Here is a 20,332-nt window from a genome sequence, read left to right on the forward strand (position 1 = left end):
TTATAATACTCAATTTAATGAAAAAGCTAATTATACTACTTGCCCTTACTACTGGGCTACATACTCAAGCTCAACTAACGACGAATGCAGAGGTCATTACCAACCCCACCATACACAATATTGGCTTCATCACGCTATTGGCACATTATTATGATGACGGATTAAAATTGAATCCGTTAGCAGCAACTTTTCAAGGTAACAATAAATACAACGACACCTTGCCAAATTTTCTTTCTGATAGTTACAAGAAAGAACTAATAAATTACTACACCAAGTATTTAGAAAAAGTAGAAAAATTTGACAATGTGCAACTTTCAGAAAGTGAACTCATGTCTAAAGCTATTTTAAAATGGGAATGTGAGGTTAATTTAGAAGGTCTTGCTTTTGAGCAGTATACTCCTATAGATCAAATGTGGTCTATGAATTTAATGATGGGGCAATTAGCTGGTGGAACAAGCGCACAACCCTTTAAGACTCCCGAAGATTATGTAAACTGGAGCAAGCGTTTAGAAGATTATGAAATTTGGTTACACTCCGCCAAATCTAAAATGCAAGAAGGTATAAAAGTCAAAAATGTACTTCCAAAATCTCTTATAAAAAAAGTATTACCTCAACTGGCAAGTGTAGCTAACACGGAACTTGAAGACAACTTATTCTACAGTCCGATTAAAAACTTCCCTGCCGATTTTTCTGATTCTGATAAATTAAGGTTGACCAAAGTGTACACTGAAGTCATTACCAATAAAATAATTCCGGCTTATAAAGAACTACATGACTTTATGGCTACCGAATATTTAAATGCGGGTAGAGCATCTAGCGGAACACAAGATATACCAGATGGTGATGCTTACTATGCTCACCAAATTAAGTTGTATACTACAACTAATATGACGGCTGCAGAGATTCACGAAATAGGATTAAAAGAAGTGGCTAGAATTAGTGCTGAAATGGAAGCTGTTAAAAAACAGGTTGGGTTTAAAGGTGACTTAAAAGCATTCTTCACAGAAGTACGTAACAAAAAAGAATTAATGCCTTTTAAAGACCCGCAAGAGGTTATAGATAATTTTAATGCTATCCATAAAAGAATGATGCCTAAGGTAAATGCCTTATTTAGCAAACAGCCTAAAACTCCTTTTGAGGTAAGACGTACAGAGGTTTTCAGAGAAGCTTCTGCTAGTGCAGAATATAACCCCGGTTCTTTAGATGGTACCAGACCTGGTATTTTTTATGTTCCTATACCAGATGTATTATCATACAACACCTATTCTGATGAAGATTTATTCTTGCATGAAGCAATTCCTGGTCATCACTTTCAAATTTCACTTACACAAGAAAATGAAAACCTACCACAATTTAGAAAAACTCTTTGGTATAGTGCTTATGGTGAAGGTTGGGCATTGTACACAGAATCTTTAGGTAAAGAATTAGGTCTTTATACCAATCCATATCAGTATTTTGGAATGCTTGGAGCAGAAATGCACCGTGCCGTTCGTTTGGTTGTTGATACCGGTTTACATTCTAAAGGCTGGTCTAGAGAGAAAGCAATACAGTATTCTTTAGATAATGAAGCAGAATCTGAAGCTAGCATTACTGCAGAAATTGAAAGATATATGGCAAACCCTGGGCAGGCTTTATCCTATAAGATAGGTCAGCTTAAAATTATGGAACTTCGTGCTAAAGCCGAAGCTAACCTTGGTAAAGATTTTGATATTAAGGTGTTTCACGAAAAAGTACTGGAAGTAGGTTGTGTACCGTTAGCGCTACTTGAAGAAAAAATAATGAATTGGATTTCAGCGAACACAAAAGCTTAAACCTAAAACCTTAAAATTTTGTATGACTTATCCGTGGCACTTATTTTTAATGGGCGCAATCTACATTATTGCGGGTATTATGCATTTTATAAAACCTAAGGTATATCTTAGAATTATGCCTCGCTACCTTCCTTTTCACAAACCTTTGGTTTTACTAAGTGGTGTGGCTGAGATTTTATTAGGTATTGGTCTGTTTTTTAAAGAAACAAAAAACCTTTCCATTTATGGTATTATAGCAATGCTTGCTGTATTCTTATTAGTTCACTTTTATATGTTGTCAAGTAACAAAGCAAGTACCGGTTTTCCTAAATGGCTACTTTTATTAAGATTGCCAATACAGTTTGCATTAATGTATTGGGCTTTTATCTACTTAAAAGTATAGCAAAAAAAAAAAGGGGACGCTCCCGTCCCCTTCTTAAATCAACTTAAATCAACTTAATTAACAACAAACTCTTCAGTATATGTTTTACCAGCTGACTTCACTGTTACAGTGTAAGTACCTGGAAAAGCATCTGTGAAATTGAATGCTTTCTCAACAATCAACTCATCTGCTACTTCTTGTGTAAATACTGTTCTACTTTCTGTATCGTAAATCTTGATAGACATGTCTGCTCTATCTAAATTTAAATAGTTCATGAAGATCATGTTATCAGTCTTTCTAAAGAAAGGCTTGATCTCTTCATCAGATTCTACGATTTTCAAATTATCGTTTTCTAAAACGATTGTATATGAATATGCTGTCATATAATCATCAGCAGATAAGAAGTATACTCCATCTACCAAATCTTTAAGATTTAATTTCTTGCTAAACTGACCTTCGGTCATTTTTTCTGAATAAATAACATTTAAATCAGAATCCATTAACTTAACCTGTACACCATTAATAGATGCATCCATTGTCAAAACCACACTCTTGGCTTTACCTGTAGATAATAGGTTTAATTTTGGCTCTCTTGCCATGCCTGCTACTGTAGCTAACATAAAGGCAACAACTGTTGTGAATTTTACTAGGTTTTTCATAATATAAATTATTTAAGGGTTAATGATAATTTACACTGCAAACATACAGCCGTTATAAAGCTCTCACTACATCATATTTTCCCAATTTATGTGCTATTTTAACCACCTTACATAGCCATTCTTACCTCTTGGATAAGATTCCATATATTTTGGTTAATTTTGCAAATAACATACAAAATAGGATGTTTAATTTTATAGTATAAACCCAAAATAAAATGGTAAAGCAAAAACCTACATTTGAAGCTATAAAGCCAGATTTCGGTCATTCTTTTACATATCAGAAGTTTGATGAACATAAACTGAACAAAAATAATCTTTGGCACTACCACCCAGAGCTTGAGTTAGTATATGTAAACGGTGGGTCTGGAAAAAGACAAATTGGTAGTCATGTATCGTACTATACAAACGGTGACCTTATATTAATAGGTAGTAATCTACCTCATTGCGGCTTTACAGATGCCCTTACCGGCAATACTAGCGAAACAGTTGTTCAGATGAAGTTAGATTTCTTAGGACCAGATTTCTTTGACCTTCCTGAAATGAAGAAAATAGCGAGCTTGTTTAATAGCGCTAGTGGCGGAATTGCCTTTTCTGGTAAGACAAAACGAAAAATAGGCGACAAAATGGAGGTTTTAGAATATCAGACAGATTTTCAAAGGCTACTTTCTATCCTCAACATATTGAATGAACTAGGAAATTCAGAAGATATGCGATTGTTGAATGCAGAGGGATTTTCATTTACTACCGATGTGAAAGATAATGATCGTATTAATATCGTATTCAATCACGTAAAAAATAATTTTAAAGAAGAACTGACACTCGAAGAGATATCTACTATGGTGAGTATGACCATACCATCTTTCTGTAGATACTTTAAAAAAATTACGAATAAAACATACATACAATTCGTTAATGAATATCGTTTGGTACATGCTTCTAAACTTTTGGCAGAAAAACCAATGAGTATTACAGAGGTTTGTTTTGAATGCGGATTCAATAACTTCTCTCATTTCAATAAATCTTTCAAAGCATTTACAGGTCAAAATCCGTCGGAGTACCGTAATGAACTAAAGAATGTTTTGGTGTAAGTAGTATACCTTATATATAGTACTAATAGTTTAAAGCAATCTGGATGGTGAATTAACTCATCATCCAGATTGCTTTTTTTGTAATCCATTCTTATAGAGTTAGAAAAAATGGATACGTGTTCTTTACATTATATTATGATGCAGTACCTTTATATTGCTATGATTAAAGAATTTACAGAAAGAGAACTAGACCGTATTATAGAAATGGCATGGGAAGACCGTACGCCATTTGAAGCCATTACTTTTCAATTTGGTATTAGCGAACAAGAGACTATCGAAGTCATGCGTCGCGAAATGAAACCAAGTAGTTTTAGAATGTGGCGCAAACGTGTTCAAGGTCGCGCAACAAAACATGCTAAATTAAGATCCGATGAAATGGACAGATTTAGATGTTCTAGACAGCGCAACATTAGCGGTAATAAAATATCAAAAAGATAATTATTTAAAAGCCTCGTTCAATACTGCAGCAAGGCGAACTCCTCCTTTTTGTAACTGATCGGCAGCAGTATCCCACCAGTCATAACTGTATCGGTAGCTAAGTTTTTCGCCGGGTTCTACCGATGCATAAACTTTCTCTGCCAATAAATGAGATTCTTCTACCCAGTCAAGCAAACTACCGCTTTGTAAAAATTTAATTTGCTCTTTAGACATCTCAGGGTATTCAGTAGCGAGTTCTGTAAAACTCATTCCGTTTTCGTTAATCATATTAGAATCCCAAACTCTATGTAAGTTGGTACCACTACCAAACCATTGTAGCTGTATATCATTACCTCCTTTATCCTCTCCTCTGCCCACATGCATAGGTTGGTGCAAATCTCCAATTAAATGAACTAGAAATTTTAAATAGAAGGCTTTATCCTCTTTACTACTTTTTTCGTTTTTTATAATTTCTAAACAAGTATTTACCCCTTGTACCAAATCGCCATATTCATTCTTCTCAATTTGTGCATATGTCTTACCAAAAGGAATATTCACGTAATGCCACGCACTAAATTTGCGATATGCACGATCAGATTTTATTTCATCGCCAAAATTGGCTACGGCAGCTAAACTTTCTCCATCTAACAAACTTTCAATGGCACGTTTTGCTTTTTTACTCAAATGTTGCTCAGCTACTTCACCAACAACTCTATGCCCAGTTTTTGACCAATACATATCATTTGCAAAGGTGAAATTCGTTACCAAAAACAATAAAATAATACAATTTTTCATCACTATAATTTTATCCAAAAATAGTACAACATACTTTAAGGTATTGTTAAAACTTGGTAAGATTAAATTTATATCTGAACTTGCGTATATGAAGAAGAAGACGAGAAAATCATCTAAACGAAAACTAAGCATTCGTAAAATAATAGGCTTGGGCATAGTAAGTCTTTTTGCATTATTTATCATATTTATAGGTAGTGTCAACATAGGCTTATGGGGTAAAATTCCCTCTAAAAAAGAACTCTCTAATTTTCAATACCAAATGGCTTCTGAAGTTTATTCGGCAGATAGTATATTGATCGGTAAATATTATTTGTACGACAGGCAACCAGTTGCTTTTACCGATTTTCCAGAAGATTTATTACATGCATTAATCGCGATCGAAGATGAGCGTTTTTACGAACACTCTGGTGTTGATATTAGAAGTTTAATTAGGGTCGGTTTTAAAACAGTTCTTTTAGGTGACAACTCTTCTGGCGGTGGCAGTACACTTACGCAACAGTTGGCTAAAAATCTATATCCTAGAAGAGAGCGAAATAAAACCAATATTGTGGTTGACAAGGTGAAAGAAATGATTATCGCTAAAAGGTTGGAGAAGATTTTTACGAAAGATGAGATTCTTACCAATTACCTAAATACCGTTTCTTTTGGTGATAACACCTTTGGTATTGAAAGCGCCGCTCTTAAGTTTTTCAACTCTAGCACTAAAGATATAACCGCTACCCAAGCCGCTACTTTAGTAGGTATGCTAAAAGCTACTTATGGTTATAACCCAAGAATATTTCCTGAGAAAAGTCTAGGCAGACGTAATTTGGTATTACGTGCTATGTATAACAATGATTTTATCTCAGAAGAACAGGTAGCACAATACTCTCAAGAAGGTCTTAATTTAGACTATAGAGAGTTCGATTATAATGCCGGAATTGCGCCTTACTTCAGAGAAGAGGTTCGTAAAGAAATGCTGCGTTGGATTGCCGAGCAAAACGAAGCCGATACCGATTACAATATCTATACATCAGGATTAAAAATTTACACTACCCTAAACTATAAAATGCAAAAATTGGCTGAAGATGTCATGGCAGCACACATGACCAAATTGCAGCATAGTTTTGAAAAAAGTTATGGGTCTAATGCACCTTGGTTAAAAGACAAAAAGTTGATGGAAAAAATAGCCAAGCGAACACCTACATATAAAAGACTACAGAAAATAGGCTTGTCCCATGCGCAAATTATAGATAGCCTATCTAAAGACAAACAAAATATGACTTTCAAATCATGGCAAAAAGATGAAGAAACTACCGCCAGTACTATGGATAGTATTCAGCATTACACCAAGTTCTTAAATACCGGTTCTTTAGCCGTAGACCCTACTAATGGCGATATTTTGGTATGGATCGGCGGCATCAATTTTGAACAATATAAGTATGATCATATCTCGCAAAGTAAACGCCAAGTTGGTTCTACATTCAAACCCATTGTATATACCACTGCTGTAGAACAAGGTATTTCTCCATGTACTTATTTCTCCGCCGAAGAAATTGAATATGATAATCTAAAAGGATGGTCACCTTCTAATTCTGGCAATAAAGATGAAGCATACCTCAACTACTCAATGGAAGAAGGTTTAAGCAATTCAATCAATACCATTGCTGTAAAAGTATTGGAGCAAGCCGGTATTGGTAATGTTTTAGACATGGCAAAAAGCATGGGTATTGAAGATAAATTACCCAATGAAGCTTCAATAGCTCTAGGTACAGGTGAAATCAAAATCATCGATTTGGCACAAGCTTACACCAGTTATGCGAATAATGGAAAGCATATTCAACCGAATTTAATCAAAAGCATATCTAACCATAAAGACTCCGTTTTAGTTGAATTTAAGTCCAAATTGAACCAAAAATCCGCTTTTTCGAAAGAAACTAGCCAAATAATGATTGAAATGATGAAATCAACAATCAATTCTGGAACAGCTGCTAGACTTAGAAATACATACGGACTCAAAAATGATATTGCCGGTAAAACTGGTACTACTCAAAATAATAAAGATGCCTGGTTCGTTGCCCTGACTCCGAAACTGGTTCATATTACCTGGGTAGGTCTTGATCAACATGAAATCGGATTCAGTAATACTAGTATTGGGCAAGGTGCAAATGCCGCTCTACCCCTATTTGCACTATGGATGCAAGAATTGAACAAAGACAAAGATTTTAATAGGTACACCAAATCTAATTTTCCAAAACCTTCTAATTCTGTATTAGAAGCATTGAATTGCGATCCAATTAAACGTGACGGATTTTTCAAACGTCTTTTTAAAAATCCGAATAAAAAGAAGAACAAAAAGTTTAACGGATAATTGAATTTTTAGTCAATTTTCATCTCAATCGTGATTTGCATCATTTAATTTGATATATTTATGATATCATTTTAATATCACAAATTATGAAAGTAGAGAAAATTCACAAAGCGCAAAATGGCTACGTAATGCTTTTTGTCGCATTAGCGCTATTAGTTGGGGGTATTGCACTTCTTAGAATCTATGTTGGTGCATTTATGATTTTTGCAGCATTATTCATGTGTGCAGGTTTTGTACTGGTGAATCCGAATAGTTCAAGAGTTTTACTTCTATTTGGTAAGTATATAGGTACAATTAAAGAGAATGGCCTGTTTTGGGCGAACCCCTTATACACGAAAAAAAGAATTTCACTAAGAGCTAGTAACTTTGATAGTGAACGATTAAAAGTTAATGACAAGCTAGGTAACCCGGTTATGATCAGCACCATTCTTGTTTGGCGCGTAACCAACACCTACAAAGCTGCTTTCGATGTTGATGATTATCAAAATTTTGTACGAGTACAGACTGACGCCGCAGTTAGAAAACTAGCGAGTATGTACCCATACGATAATTTTGCAGATGAAGGACTTGACGAAGATATTACACTAAGATCCAGCGTTAACGAGGTAAGTGAAGCGCTAGAGAAAGAACTGCAAGAACGCCTTTCTATGGCAGGCATAGAGGTATTGGAAGCACGAATTGGGTATTTAGCATATGCACAAGAAATAGCAAATGCAATGCTACGAAGACAACAGGCTACAGCCATTGTTGCTGCAAGACATAAAATTGTAGAAGGTGCCGTAAGTATGGTAGAGATGGCTTTAGAAGAGTTGAGTAAAAAGAATTTGGTAGATTTAGATGATGAAAGAAAATCTGCAATGGTAAGTAATCTAATGGTTGTTCTATGTTCAGATAAAGATGTTTCACCTATAGTTAATACTGGTACCTTAAACCATTAAACAAGGGCTACAATTCATATTTTTGTTATTAGATGAGTAAGAAAAAACCTTTTGCACTACGTGTCAACGAAGAAATGCTGCAGGCTATTGAAAAATGGGCTGCAGATGAGTTTCGTAGTACCAATGGGCAAATTGAGTGGATCTTAATGAAGGCTTTAAAAGAAGCTAAAAGAGAACCCAAATCAAATAAACCAAAATGAGTTTGGCATTTATTTAACAAAACAAAATCTTAAATTTGGTCAACTGCCAAACTATGACCAAAATGACCAAACACTTAGGTACCCTAGTACTTATACTTTTTTGCTATTCTTTACATGCGCAAATTTCAGATAAATCATTTGTAGTAAAAGAAACAAATGCTAAAATTACCCCAGACGGAATTCTAGATGAACCAAGTTGGGAAACTGCTGACCAAGCAAACGAGTTTTGGCAATATTTCCCCCTAGACACGGTTCAATCTAAAAAACAGACCGATATAAAGATAATGTATGACAATAACAATCTTTATGTTGGTATTACTGTATATACTGCTGGTAACGACTATTCTATCCAATCTTTAAAAAGAGATTTTAGAGCTGGTAACAGCGATAATATCACGCTACTTTTCGATACTTTCAATGACGGTAACAATGCCTTTCTTTTTGGCATCAATCCGTATGGAGTTCGTCGTGAAGGCTTAGTTTCTGGTGGCGGACTAAATTTAAACGGTTTTACCATTTCATGGGATGTAAAGTGGCGCGGAGATTCTAAAATTTATGATGGTTATTACACTGCAGAAATGGTTATTCCCTTAACCGCATTTAAGTTTAAAGAAGGCGTAACCAAATGGCGTTTCAATAGCTATAGATTTGATACCCAATCTAACGAGAATAGTACGTGGACAAATATTCCGCAAAATCAGAATATATACGGACTCACCTTTATGGGTGATATGATTTTTGAAAAACCCTTAGGTCAATACAGTACTCCCCTAACTATTATTCCTTATGTAAATATGGGTTCTCAAAAAGACTTTGAGCTGAATGAATCAAATACCAAAGTTAACGTAGGCGGCGATGCCAAAATCGCTATTGGCAATAGTATGAATTTAGATGTTACGGTAAACCCAGATTTCTCTCAAGTTGAAGTTGACAATCAGGTAACCAACTTAACACGTTTTGAAGTTTCATTACCAGAAAAGAGACAATTCTTTATTGATAACAGCGATTTATTCGGCAGTTTTGGTGGTGGTAGAGATGCAAATCCGTTTTTCTCTAGACGAATAGGTATTGCAAAAGACACAGCCGACAATTCCATCGAAAATAAAATTATTGGTGGTGTTCGTTTAAGCGGCAAGTTAAACAAAGGGCTAAGATTAGGGTTTCTAAATTTACAGACCGCTGAAGATTTAGACGAACAAATTGCATCTAATAATAATACCATGTTAGCGCTACAACAAAATGTTTTTGGGCGATCTAATATTGGCATGTTCTTTATTAATAGACAAACTTTTGAAGATTACGAATTTCAAGATCCAGATGACCGCTATAATAGAGTTGCAGGTATAGATTACAACCTTATTTCTGACAACAATGTATGGAACGGTAAATTCTATTTACACAAATCTTTTGCCCACAATGCAGGAAAAGCAAATCTTTCGTCGGGTGCATTTATGCAGTATAACTCAAGAAACTGGAACTTTTTTGAAGATGCGGTTTACATTGGTGAAGATTTTAGGTCTGACCTTGGCTTTATTCGTAGAACAGATATTTTTAAATCAGCAACGATGATCGAACGTGTTTTCTGGCCAGAAGATAGCGCCTTGCAAAGCCATAGTTTTCAGTTCTTCCCCGTTATGACTTGGAGCCCCGAAAATGATTTTCTTCATACAGATTATGATTTAATGGGCGCTTGGGAGTCGAAATTTAATGACCAGTCAGAAATCAATGTATCCTATACACATTCTTACACCTATCTTTTTGATGAATTTGACCCAACCGATATAGACGACGCCATACCCTTGCCTAATGAGGTAGGTTATCATTATAATTATGTTTCATTAGAATATCAATCTGATAGTAGAAAAAGATTTGCCTATTCTATATCACCTACCATGGGGAGCTTTTTTAATGGGGATAGATTCTCTGTAGGAGCAGAAATGTACTTGAGGTTTCAACCAAAGGTGTTTTTATCGTTAGCAATGAACTATGATAAAATATCGCTACCCGAACCATATTCCAGCACCGATATTTGGCTTATTAGTCCTAAAATAGACGTTACCTTTAGTAAATCTATTTTTTGGTCAACACTAGTACAGTATAGTAATCAAAGAGATAATTTAGGTTTCAATTCTAGACTACAATGGCGTTTTGCTCCTTTGTCTGACCTGTTTATCGTTTATAACGATAATTACTTTGTCAACTCCTTTGAGCCAAAATATAGATCTATCAACCTTAAACTTACCTACTGGTTAAATATCTAATATGAAGTATAAAATTTTATGTTCAGATTTAGATGGTACATTGCTTTCTTCTAAAAGTGATGTTTCACTAAATGCTATAGAGCAAATAGGTAAAATAAAAAATGAAACCAAAATCATACTTGTTTCCGCTAGAATGCCTAGTGCAATGTGGTATATACAAGAAGACTTAGGTATTACTGACCAACCTATCATTTGCTATAATGGCGCGTTGGTTTTATCAGGTAATAAAGAACTTAATTCCGTGTTCATCCCTATTGCTATTTTAAAGACTATTCATGATTTATGCGCAGAACTAGAAGCCGATTTAGGATTGTACTATAGTAATGAGTGGTTTGTACCAAAAACTTCTCTACGCGTAGAAAAAGAAATTAAATACACCAAATCTACTCCTGTTTTTCAAGATACTGAACAAACATTACAAAATTGGCAAGAGCGTAAAATAGGTGCTCACAAAATTATGTTGATGTGCACTAAAACAAGTGCAGATATATTGATGCCAATTCTTCAAGAAAAACTAAGTGATTCTCTTAACCTATACCGATCTAATGATACGCTTATTGAAATTGCACCAAAATCGGTATCGAAGCTTTCTGCAATTAAACTGCTCATGGAAGAGCATGAATTGCTAACAGACATCATTGCCTTTGGTGATAATTACAACGATATTGAAATGCTTGAAAATGTAGGTTGCGGTGTTGCAGTTGCTAATGCACGAGATGAGGTTAAAGCGATTTCAAATTATATTACATTAGAAAATACAGCAGACGGAGTAGCACATTACATAGCCAATAACTTGGTATATTAACTATATTTGAAACTAGCAACTTACCATACTATTTATGCCATATCTTTTTGCACAACCTTTAATTACTAACGATACCGTAGTATTCGGGCTATTGGCACTTTGCCTAGGCTTCATCTTTTACACCTCAAGCTTAAAAACCGGATTCTGGAGCAAATTCTACGCTATTGTACCAGCAGTACTTATGTGTTATCTGTTACCAGCAATATTGACAAGTACTGGTATTGTGTCTGATGAAATTTCAAATTTATACTTTATGGCAAGTAGGTATTTACTGCCTGCTGCCCTTGTTCTTATGACGCTAAGTATAGATATAAAAGCAATTTCCAATTTAGGATCTAAAGCCATTATTATGTTTTTGACCGGTAGCGCAGGTATCATTATCGGCGGACCAATTGCTATTCTTATCGTTTCTATATTTTCTCCCGATACTGTTGGCGGTAATGATTTTGATGCTATCTGGAGGGGATTATCTACTATCGCAGGTAGTTGGATCGGTGGTGGTGCCAACCAAGCTGCCATGTTAGAAATCTTTCAATACAATCCAGAAAAATATGGCGGAATGGTATTAATTGATATCGTAGTTGCCAATGTATGGATGGCTATTGTTCTTTTAGGTGTTGGCAAAACAAAACAGATTGATAAATGGCTAAAAGCAGATACTTCTGCTATTGAAACTTTAAAAATAAAAGTCACGGAGTTTACAGAGAAAATTACTCGTGTACCTACCTTAAACGATTATATAATCATGCTATCGCTAGCCTTTACCGCGGTTGGTTTAGCTCATTTTTTCGGAGACAATATCAGTTCGTTTCTTACCAATACTTTTGAATCTGTAAGTGACCAAAAAAGTTTTCTTTCGTTCTTAGGCTCTGCTTTCTTTTGGATGGTGGTTATCGCTACTGGGTTAGGTATAGCACTTTCATTTACCAAAGCAAAAAATTACGAAGGTGCAGGTGCCAGTAAAATTGGGGGAATGTTCATTTATATTCTAGTAGCAACTATTGGTATGAAAATGGATTTAAACAAAGTACTTGAAAACCCAGGATTGATTGCTGTAGGTTTTATTTGGATTGCCATTCATGCCGGATTAATGATATTAGTTGCAAAACTCATAAGAGCTCCCTATTTCTTTTTAGCGGTAGGTAGTCAAGCGAATGTTGGTGGTGCCGCATCTGCACCTGTAGTTGCTGCTGAATTTCACCCGTCATTAACTTCTGTTGGCGTACTATTGGCTGTTTTAGGATATGTTGTAGGTACTGGTGGCGCTTTACTTTGCGCCTATCTAATGGAAGTTGCATCTAGCTTATAGGTATTCATAATTAATAACAAAATAAAGGGTTGGCGTTCTTTATTCTCAAATTTTATAGATATTTGCGCCCTAAATAAATAGAATGAAGAAAATATTATTTGTTGTTGCAGCGGTACTAGCTTTAAGTTCATGTGGGGACAACCCAGAGGAAACTATGATTGTGAACGGTAAAATAAAAGGACTTAAAAAAGGTACTCTTTATTTACAACATGTACCTGACTCGGTTCTTGTTACTGTTGATTCTGTTGCTATAAACGGAGATGGAAATTTCTCTTTTACCACAAAATTAATGAGTCCAGAGATTTTTTACCTGTACTTAGATAAAAAAGACAATAACGATATTAACGATCGTATTACTTTCTTTGCTGAACCAGGTACAACTACTATCAATACAGATTGGAATACCTTTGATACAACTGCAAAAATAATAGGTTCTGAATCTCAAGAAAAATTTGAAGAATACAAACAGACCATGACAGGTATCAATAAAAGGAATGTTGAAATAATGATGAAGGCTGCCCAACCAGAAAATCAAACTAGCCAATTAAGTATTGATTCTTTGGAGAATATCAGCAATAGAAATACGCAAAGAGGTTATGCGTTTGCTATTAACTTTGCCTTAAACAACAAATCGTCTTTCATAGCGCCTTATATTGCGCTAAAAGAAATACCCGATGCCAATGTCAAATACTTAGATTCAATCTACAGCGTGCTTTCACCTGAGGTGGTTGAATCTAAATATGGTAAAGAGTTAGCTGAACTATTGAAAAAGAATTAAATAGAACAAACCAACTTATTACAAATAAAAAAGCATCCTAAATTATTAGGATGCTTTTTTAGTTATTTGGAAGATAGAGATAAACTATACCAACTTGTTAAGGTCATCGACCAATTTAGTTGCTTTTGTTTCCAAATCTTTTCTTACTTCTTTGAAATGTGCTTTTTTGTTCTCAACATCATTTTGGTTGACTTTAGCAACTAATTCATCAAAAGATGAAATTGCATCATCTATAATTGCAGAACCTTCTTTTGAATGCGTAGTACCATTAGTAGCTTCAACTATATAAACACCTTCTATAATGTCACCAAGAACATTATTAATATCTTTCTTTAAATTTTTAATACTTGCCATCTGTAATTATTTTTTTTGCAAAAATACAATATTTGAACTGCCGTACAGTTAATTAGACCTTAAATAGTAACTTCTAATAGTTTAGCACCAGTAGACTGTAAAGAAATCTTCTGTGTTGAAGCTGGTAATAATGCTGTTTCTCCACTTTTAATGGAGACATCGCCTTCAGCAGTACTAATCTTAACTTCTCCACCAACACACATAAATATGGTAAATGAATCTCTTTGTGCAGTATCTAAATCTAAATTCTCTGTAAGCTCTATGAAGTTTGTTTTAAAATAAGGACAATCTACCATGGTATTCACCTCATTCTTTTCTTGACCGTAAGAGACTTTAAAATCGTCTTTCTTTTCATAATCAACAGCATCTAGTGCTAATTCTGTATGTAATTCACGAAGGTTACCATCTTTATCTTTTCTATTAAAATCGAAAACGCGATACGTAACATCAGATGTTTGTTGAATTTCTGCCAACATCACCCCTGCCCCAATTGCATGAATTTTACCTGTATTAATGAAGAAAGTATCTCCTTCTTTAACTTCCTCATAATTAAGAAGATCAAGCAAGGTATCATTATCAATACTTTCAGCGTATTCATCTTTAGTAACATCTTTGTTAAAACCAACAATTAGTTCTGCTTTTGGATCAGCATCCATAATATACCACATCTCGGTCTTACCAAAAGAATCATGACGTTCTTTTGCCAAGGCATCATTTGGGTGCAGTTGAATAGACAAATCTTGTTTGGCGTCAATAAACTTTATAAGAATAGGAAATTCTTTTCCAAAGCGATCGACAACACTTTTACCCAAAAGCTCTTCTGCATTCGAGTCTATAAGATCTTGAAGTGACTTACCTTCTAAGCTGCCATTGGCAACAACAGAGATATCACCTTTAACCGTAGACAATTCCCAACTTTCGCCAGTAATATCGCTTTCTATAGGTTTACCAAAAACTTCTTTAAGCTTGGTACCGCCCCATAGTCTTTCTTTTAAAATTGGTCTAAATTTTAAAGGATGTATCATTGTATATCTTATTTATTGGTCAATTAAATCAGTTTAATAACGCTAAATAGGGATTTTTCTTATCTTTTAATGTTTGAATTATCCAGAGAAGGTTACAAAATTTCTAGGCGTTTCATAAAGCACCACTTCTAAATCGTGAGATTTTTGAATATGAGGTCTTAACTTCTGCCAAATAATTACTGAAATATTTTCTGCTGTCGGGTTTAAAGTTTTAAACTCGGGTACTTCAATATTTAAATTTTTGTGATCTAAATAGTCTTCAATCTCTACTTTGATCAGATTTTTTAACACCTTCATATCCATAACAAAACCAGTTTCAGAATCAATTTCTCCGGTAACACTTACTACCAATTCATAGTTGTGTCCATGGAAATTTGGGTTGTTACATTTTCCGAAAATTTCAGTGTTTTTGCTGTCATCCCAATCTTTTCTATATAAACGATGGGCTGCGTTAAAATGTGCCTTTCTACTTACTTTTACTTTCATTATTTCGCTGGCATTTTAAATAAGTGTTCGTAAAATTTATCAAAGATAATTTTAAACCATGCCGTGTATTCCTGAGGATTACTAGAGATGTCTTCTTTTATAGCTTCAGGCGACATCCATTTCCATGCCTCTACTTCATCAGGATTAATGTTTGGTTCTGCACTAAAACTACCGATCATTACATGATCTAGTTCATGCTCGGTTAAACCATTATCAAAAGGAGCTTTATATATGAAGGAAAATAATTCTTTTAACTCTGCCACAAACCCCATTTCTTCTTGAAGTCTACGTTTACCTGCTTCAATATTAGTTTCACCTACACGTTGATGACTACAACATGTATTTGTCCATAATAACGGAGAATGATATTTAGATGCCGCTCGTTGTTGCAGCATAATTTCACCCTTGTCATTTGTAATAAATACTGAAAATGCTCTATGCAAAATTGCCTTTTCATGGGCTTCCATTTTAGCCATAGTGCCTATTTGCTCGTTATTTTCGTTTACGAGAATTACCTGTTCTTCCTTCATTACGTAAAAATAAGGCGTTTTACGTATTATACGTAATGATGAATATATAAAAAGAAAAATCTAAAAGAAACGTGGAGATTTTAAGTTGTTCTTGGTCATAATGAAATCGTATCTAAAAATTATTTCGAACGATCCATCATTAAAAGCAGTATTACCAAGGTCTGTAGTTTCCTTATCATACGCTAAACCGATTAAGAATTTATTTGATACATTGAAACCTGCCATACCACTAAATGCAGCATCCCATCTGTAGGCTGCTCCTAAAATAAACTTTTCGTTAAACATAAAGTTTGCGGATAAATCTACTTGTAAGGGTGCTCCCTGCACTACCTTGGTTAGCAATGCCGGTTTAAACTTTAAAGACTCATTCAAATCCCAAACATAACCAGTTATTAAATAAAGGTTCATTTGTTCTTTAGCCGTAGAAAGGTTGGTTTCTTGAAAATGCGATGTTTCTAAAAATCGAGGTACAGATAAACCTGCATAGAATCTTTCGGTATGATAATATACTCCAGCCCCAATGTTAGGTGAAAGTCTATTGTCAATATCTTGTTGTAAAGTAGGATCTGTTGTGTACTGGTTTAATTCTGAAAACCTAACATCTATCAAGTTAGCACTAGCTTTTAGTCCAAAACTTAATCTACCTTCAGTTGAAGTATAAACAGTATAAGAAAAATCAATATCAAAATTAGTTTCTGAAGTAGGACCTATTTCGTCATTTACTATCGACAAGCCTAAACCTACACCTCTATACCCAATAGGTGAATGTACATTAATAGTTTGCGTAGTTGGCGCACCATCTAAGCCTACCCATTGAGAACGATGCAAAGCACCCATACTAATATGCCCTCTAGAACCAGCGTATGCAGGGTTTACACTTATGGTGTTATACATGTACTGCGTATACTGGGCATCTTGCTGCCCATAAGAAAATACTCCAAAACAAACTGCCACTACTGCGACAGCTCGTTTTAGAAAATCCTTTTTAAGTATGGTTATATATGTTTTCAACATTCTTATTATCTATTTATATATATGTAACCAGACAGGGTTTTTGTTTCTCCGTTCGGTAATTCATAATCTAGAATATAGAAATATGTACCTACTGGTAATTTACTGTCCATGTCAACGGTTACCCTACCTTCAGATGTTCCATCAAAGACGTTACCTTCGGTATCGTACGCTTTAGTCATATATACCGCTACACCCCATCTGTTATAGATTTTCAATGTATTATTCGGGTAATTCTGTAAACCGTCTATTCTAAGAACATCATGAATGCCATCACCGTTAGGTGTAATAACGTTGAAAACTTCAATTTCTTCTTCTAGCTGACCTAAATCTGAATCTAAGTAATTTGGTATACCATCATCATCAGAATCATCATCAACGTAATCTCCGTTAAGGTTGATATCTTCATCACGAGTTTCTATACCATCATCGTCATCATCTGTATCTCTATAATCAGATTCTTCGTCACTATCAGTGTTTGGAAGTTGAGCGTAAGGATCATCAATTTCATCATTTACATCTGTATCAACAGCAATTGCACCTTCATAACCATCATCAAGTCCATCATCATCTTTATCAGACCCTATTCTTACTACATCTGCAATACCATCGTGATTGTGGTCATGAGCTTCAATAGCATCTAGCACATTATCATTATCACTATCCTCATCTAAATAATCAGGTAGGTTATCTCCGTCTGTATCCACAGGGAACAATCCAGTTAAACCATTAGCTTCATACGCATCATCTAACCCGTTGGTATTCAAGTCGATCCCAGAAGGCAGAATGTAATCTGCCGTTGCCTGAGCTTCAACATTATCTGGTATACCATCGCCATCTGCATCGATATCTAAATAATCTGGGAAGCCGTCACCATCAGAATCTGTTGGGTCAGTAGATGGGTCATTATCGCCATCTAAATTTAAGTCTTCAAAACTATCAACGATACCATCATCATCACTATCCATATCAACACCTAAAGGATTAATAAGAATTGTTATGGTAGATGTGCTACAATTACCAACTGCATCACAAACTGTATAATCAAAAGCATCTGTGCCTAAGTAATTATTGTTAGGGAAGTATGTTGGAATATCATCGGATGGATCATTTGGTGTACCATTATCATCAACAGTTACCGAGCCATTGGTTGGTTGCGTTACGCTAAACGTACCATCTGTAGGTAAATCATTATCATTTACTTGCCATGTATCAATAGCTGTAATTGCATTGATATCTATAGCAATAGAATCATCGTTAGTATCTAATATTGGTAATACTTCTATGGTTACGGTTGCCGTACTACAATCTCCATAAGCATTACAAATTGTATAGTCAAAAGTATCTGTACCATTGAAATCTACATCTGGAGTATAGGTTACTATATCATCCATAGGATTGTTTGGTGTACCACCATCATCAATAGTTACTGAACCATTTGCTGGATCTGTGGTTGTCAAAGCACCTACATCCGGTAAATCGGCATCATTACCATAAATATCTATAATTACTGGTACTTCTTCGTCTGTAGTTACAAAATCATCCTCTAAATCTGCAGCTTCAGGCAAACACACCACTGTAAAATTCGGTAGACTAAACGTATTACCTGCTTTTGTTACCAGTGCAGTATATCTTACGACAGCATCGGTAGCAATTACCATGGGACTTAATTGATCCCCTGTTAATGGCGGACTCCAACTTACCGAAGCTGTGCTGGGAACATTAGACGTAATGTCCATCGTTACTTCATTATCCGGATTATTACAGTCTGTTACAATGAAATAACCTGTAGCATTAGATCCACACAAGGTACCATCATATGTTGCAAAGTAAATACCTGGTTGGGTTACTTCGTAAAAAGAATCTGTACCGAGTACCGTTGCCGTGTCTGAAGCTTCATACCAACGAAAGTTATTTTGATCACTATCCGTAGGTGCCTGAAGTAAGAACTGGGCATTAGATACCAATACCCCCAATATCGTAGTAACGATACTGAGGAATATGGTTTTATATATATGCGTTTTTTTCAAATCGATTTGGGATCTAAGCTTTAATTCGCTAATTATTTAACAACAAAAACTACATTAATCAATGTATTATAATCTGTTGGTGCTGCAATTACATCATAGGTCATAACACCTGTCGCACTTACATTTACATTGTCAAATACTGTATCATCATAATGCGTTACGTAATAGTATAGTTCTGTATTAGCATACGTTGGTATTGCTGCTGGAGCTCCTGCACTAACTACATCTGGTGTACCATACTGATCAATATACTCTGCATATAAATCTATTGTTCTACCAGTACCTGTTGTCGCTACATCAACTTCAATTGAAGGTGGGTAGAAAATTTTTGAAGATTTCAACGAATTTACTTCAACTACATCTCCATCTGCCTCAACACCTAATAACGTTGTTGGTGTACCTGATACTGCATCAGATCCATAATCTGAGAATCTTACCGTACCACCTTCAACATCTAATTTAGCATCTGGCGTATTGGTACCAATACCTACTTCATCGGCAGAAGCGTCGGTAAATAGTAAATACGTATCAGTATCGCCTTCTACTCTCATATCACTGTTATCTCCTCTTTCATTTACAACCAGTCCATCATACATTCTAACATTTCCATTTATAAATGTTCCTAATGCATAATCATTACTCCAGTTAATTCGTAACCAGTTGTCGTCAGTTGCCCTCAATGTATTCTTACCGTTCATATATAGGTAATCATTAATCTCAACATTACCTTCAACATCTAAGGCTCTAGAATTGGTTATAGTTGTTTTACCAATTGCAACATTTCCTTCTGTAAAAATATTATCTGTTATAGCATCTGGTGCAGATGTTCCACCTACTTCATACCAATCATGGTCTGATAAGCTTGATAGATTAACACTATTACCACCTGATATTGCCAATTCACTTCCTGTTAAACTTAGTGTCTGGTCATCAGTATCCGTATCAATTCCACTTAAATCAACTGAGTTTCCATCGGCAATTCCTAATGTATTCCCGGTTAAACTTAAAGTCTGGTCATCGGTATCCGTATCAACATATGCACTCAAATCAACCGAATTACCATCGGCGATTGCCAACGTATTTCCTGTAAGACTCAATGTCTGATCATCAGTATCAATTCCGCT

General features: G+C 35.1%; 20 protein-coding genes. 11 read left to right on the plus strand and 9 right to left on the minus strand.

Features of this window, described 5'->3' with window-relative positions; translation table 11 throughout:
- Window positions 1-17: 17 nt before the first annotated feature.
- Together BUC31_RS15650 and BUC31_RS15655 are read left to right on the plus strand one after the other, a co-directional pair.
- The gene (locus BUC31_RS15650) at window positions 18-1,811 is read left to right on the plus strand and encodes a DUF885 domain-containing protein (RefSeq protein WP_073245848.1); all 1,794 of its coding nucleotides are present in this window, start codon (window positions 18-20) and stop codon (window positions 1,809-1,811) included.
- A 22-nt stretch (window positions 1,812-1,833) separates the two neighbouring features.
- The gene (locus BUC31_RS15655) at window positions 1,834-2,193 is read left to right on the plus strand and encodes a DoxX family protein (RefSeq protein WP_073245850.1); all 360 of its coding nucleotides are present in this window, start codon (window positions 1,834-1,836) and stop codon (window positions 2,191-2,193) included.
- A 53-nt stretch (window positions 2,194-2,246) separates the two neighbouring features.
- Here BUC31_RS15655 and BUC31_RS15660 read toward each other — a convergent pair whose 3' ends face one another.
- Entirely contained in the window at window positions 2,247-2,831 is a 585-nt protein-coding gene (locus BUC31_RS15660) for a hypothetical protein (protein ID WP_073245852.1), read from the minus strand.
- A 215-nt stretch (window positions 2,832-3,046) separates the two neighbouring features.
- Between BUC31_RS15660 and BUC31_RS15665 the strand changes: the two genes are divergently transcribed.
- Window positions 3,047-3,919: an AraC family transcriptional regulator gene (locus BUC31_RS15665; protein WP_073245854.1), complete on the plus strand. Its 873-nt coding sequence runs from the start codon at window positions 3,047-3,049 to the stop codon at window positions 3,917-3,919.
- Window positions 3,920-4,078: 159 nt separating this feature from the next.
- Window positions 4,079-4,357, plus strand: a complete 279-nt coding sequence (locus BUC31_RS15670; protein ID WP_027067827.1) for a TIGR03643 family protein — start codon at window positions 4,079-4,081, stop codon at window positions 4,355-4,357.
- On the opposite strand, the gene BUC31_RS15675 is transcribed toward BUC31_RS15670, so the two are convergent.
- Window positions 4,358-5,131 carry a S1/P1 nuclease gene (locus tag BUC31_RS15675; protein WP_073245857.1) on the minus strand — a complete coding sequence of 258 codons (774 nt, stop codon included), beginning with the start codon at window positions 5,129-5,131 and terminating at the stop codon, window positions 4,358-4,360. It lies immediately after the preceding gene.
- Window positions 5,132-5,219: 88 nt separating this feature from the next.
- Between BUC31_RS15675 and BUC31_RS15680 the strand changes: the two genes are divergently transcribed.
- From BUC31_RS15680 to BUC31_RS15710, 7 genes are all read left to right on the plus strand, one after another.
- Entirely contained in the window at window positions 5,220-7,481 is a 2,262-nt protein-coding gene (locus BUC31_RS15680; RefSeq protein WP_073246015.1) for a transglycosylase domain-containing protein, read from the plus strand.
- 86 nt (window positions 7,482-7,567) lie between these two features.
- Window positions 7,568-8,419 (plus strand): SPFH domain-containing protein, encoded by an 852-nt coding sequence (locus BUC31_RS15685; RefSeq protein WP_073245859.1) that lies wholly within the window; start codon window positions 7,568-7,570, stop codon window positions 8,417-8,419.
- Window positions 8,420-8,451: 32 nt separating this feature from the next.
- Window positions 8,452-8,619, plus strand: a complete 168-nt coding sequence (locus tag BUC31_RS15690) for a type II toxin-antitoxin system antitoxin (RefSeq protein ID WP_073245861.1) — start codon at window positions 8,452-8,454, stop codon at window positions 8,617-8,619.
- 62 nt (window positions 8,620-8,681) lie between these two features.
- A complete protein-coding gene (locus BUC31_RS15695; protein WP_073246017.1) occupies window positions 8,682-10,880 on the plus strand; it encodes a DUF5916 domain-containing protein in 2,199 nt (732 codons plus the stop codon).
- A 1-nt stretch (window position 10,881) separates the two neighbouring features.
- Entirely contained in the window at window positions 10,882-11,685 is an 804-nt protein-coding gene (locus BUC31_RS15700) for a Cof-type HAD-IIB family hydrolase (protein WP_073245863.1), read from the plus strand.
- Window positions 11,686-11,719: 34 nt separating this feature from the next.
- Window positions 11,720-12,994: a DUF819 family protein gene (locus tag BUC31_RS15705; protein WP_073245865.1), complete on the plus strand. Its 1,275-nt coding sequence runs from the start codon at window positions 11,720-11,722 to the stop codon at window positions 12,992-12,994.
- An 82-nt stretch (window positions 12,995-13,076) separates the two neighbouring features.
- Window positions 13,077-13,772: a DUF4369 domain-containing protein gene (locus BUC31_RS15710; RefSeq protein WP_073245867.1), complete on the plus strand. Its 696-nt coding sequence runs from the start codon at window positions 13,077-13,079 to the stop codon at window positions 13,770-13,772.
- 84 nt (window positions 13,773-13,856) lie between these two features.
- Here BUC31_RS15710 and BUC31_RS15715 read toward each other — a convergent pair whose 3' ends face one another.
- The 7 genes from BUC31_RS15715 to BUC31_RS20350 all read right to left on the minus strand — a co-directional run.
- The gene (locus BUC31_RS15715; protein WP_073245870.1) at window positions 13,857-14,126 is read right to left on the minus strand and encodes a hypothetical protein; all 270 of its coding nucleotides are present in this window, start codon (window positions 14,124-14,126) and stop codon (window positions 13,857-13,859) included.
- 59 nt (window positions 14,127-14,185) lie between these two features.
- Window positions 14,186-15,148: a type I phosphomannose isomerase catalytic subunit gene (locus tag BUC31_RS15720; RefSeq protein ID WP_073246019.1), complete on the minus strand. Its 963-nt coding sequence runs from the start codon at window positions 15,146-15,148 to the stop codon at window positions 14,186-14,188.
- Between the two features lie 81 nt (window positions 15,149-15,229).
- Window positions 15,230-15,637: a 6-pyruvoyl trahydropterin synthase family protein gene (locus BUC31_RS15725; RefSeq protein ID WP_073245872.1), complete on the minus strand. Its 408-nt coding sequence runs from the start codon at window positions 15,635-15,637 to the stop codon at window positions 15,230-15,232.
- A complete protein-coding gene (gene idi / locus BUC31_RS15730) occupies window positions 15,637-16,167 on the minus strand; it encodes an isopentenyl-diphosphate Delta-isomerase (protein ID WP_073245874.1) in 531 nt (176 codons plus the stop codon). Before idi ends, BUC31_RS15725 begins: the two co-directional genes overlap by 1 nt.
- A 60-nt stretch (window positions 16,168-16,227) precedes the next feature.
- Window positions 16,228-17,181: a PorP/SprF family type IX secretion system membrane protein gene (locus BUC31_RS15735; RefSeq protein WP_073245876.1), complete on the minus strand. Its 954-nt coding sequence runs from the start codon at window positions 17,179-17,181 to the stop codon at window positions 16,228-16,230.
- 5 nt (window positions 17,182-17,186) lie between these two features.
- Complete coding sequence (locus BUC31_RS15740) at window positions 17,187-19,208, minus strand: T9SS type B sorting domain-containing protein (protein WP_244534060.1); 2,022 nt, start codon at window positions 19,206-19,208, stop codon at window positions 17,187-17,189.
- A gap of 32 nt (window positions 19,209-19,240) precedes the next feature.
- A partial coding sequence (locus BUC31_RS20350; RefSeq protein ID WP_073245881.1) for a hypothetical protein occupies window positions 19,241-20,332 on the minus strand: 1,092 nt, incomplete at its 5' end.

This window comes from Maribacter aquivivus, assembly GCF_900142175.1.
Classification (GTDB): domain Bacteria; phylum Bacteroidota; class Bacteroidia; order Flavobacteriales; family Flavobacteriaceae; genus Maribacter; species Maribacter aquivivus.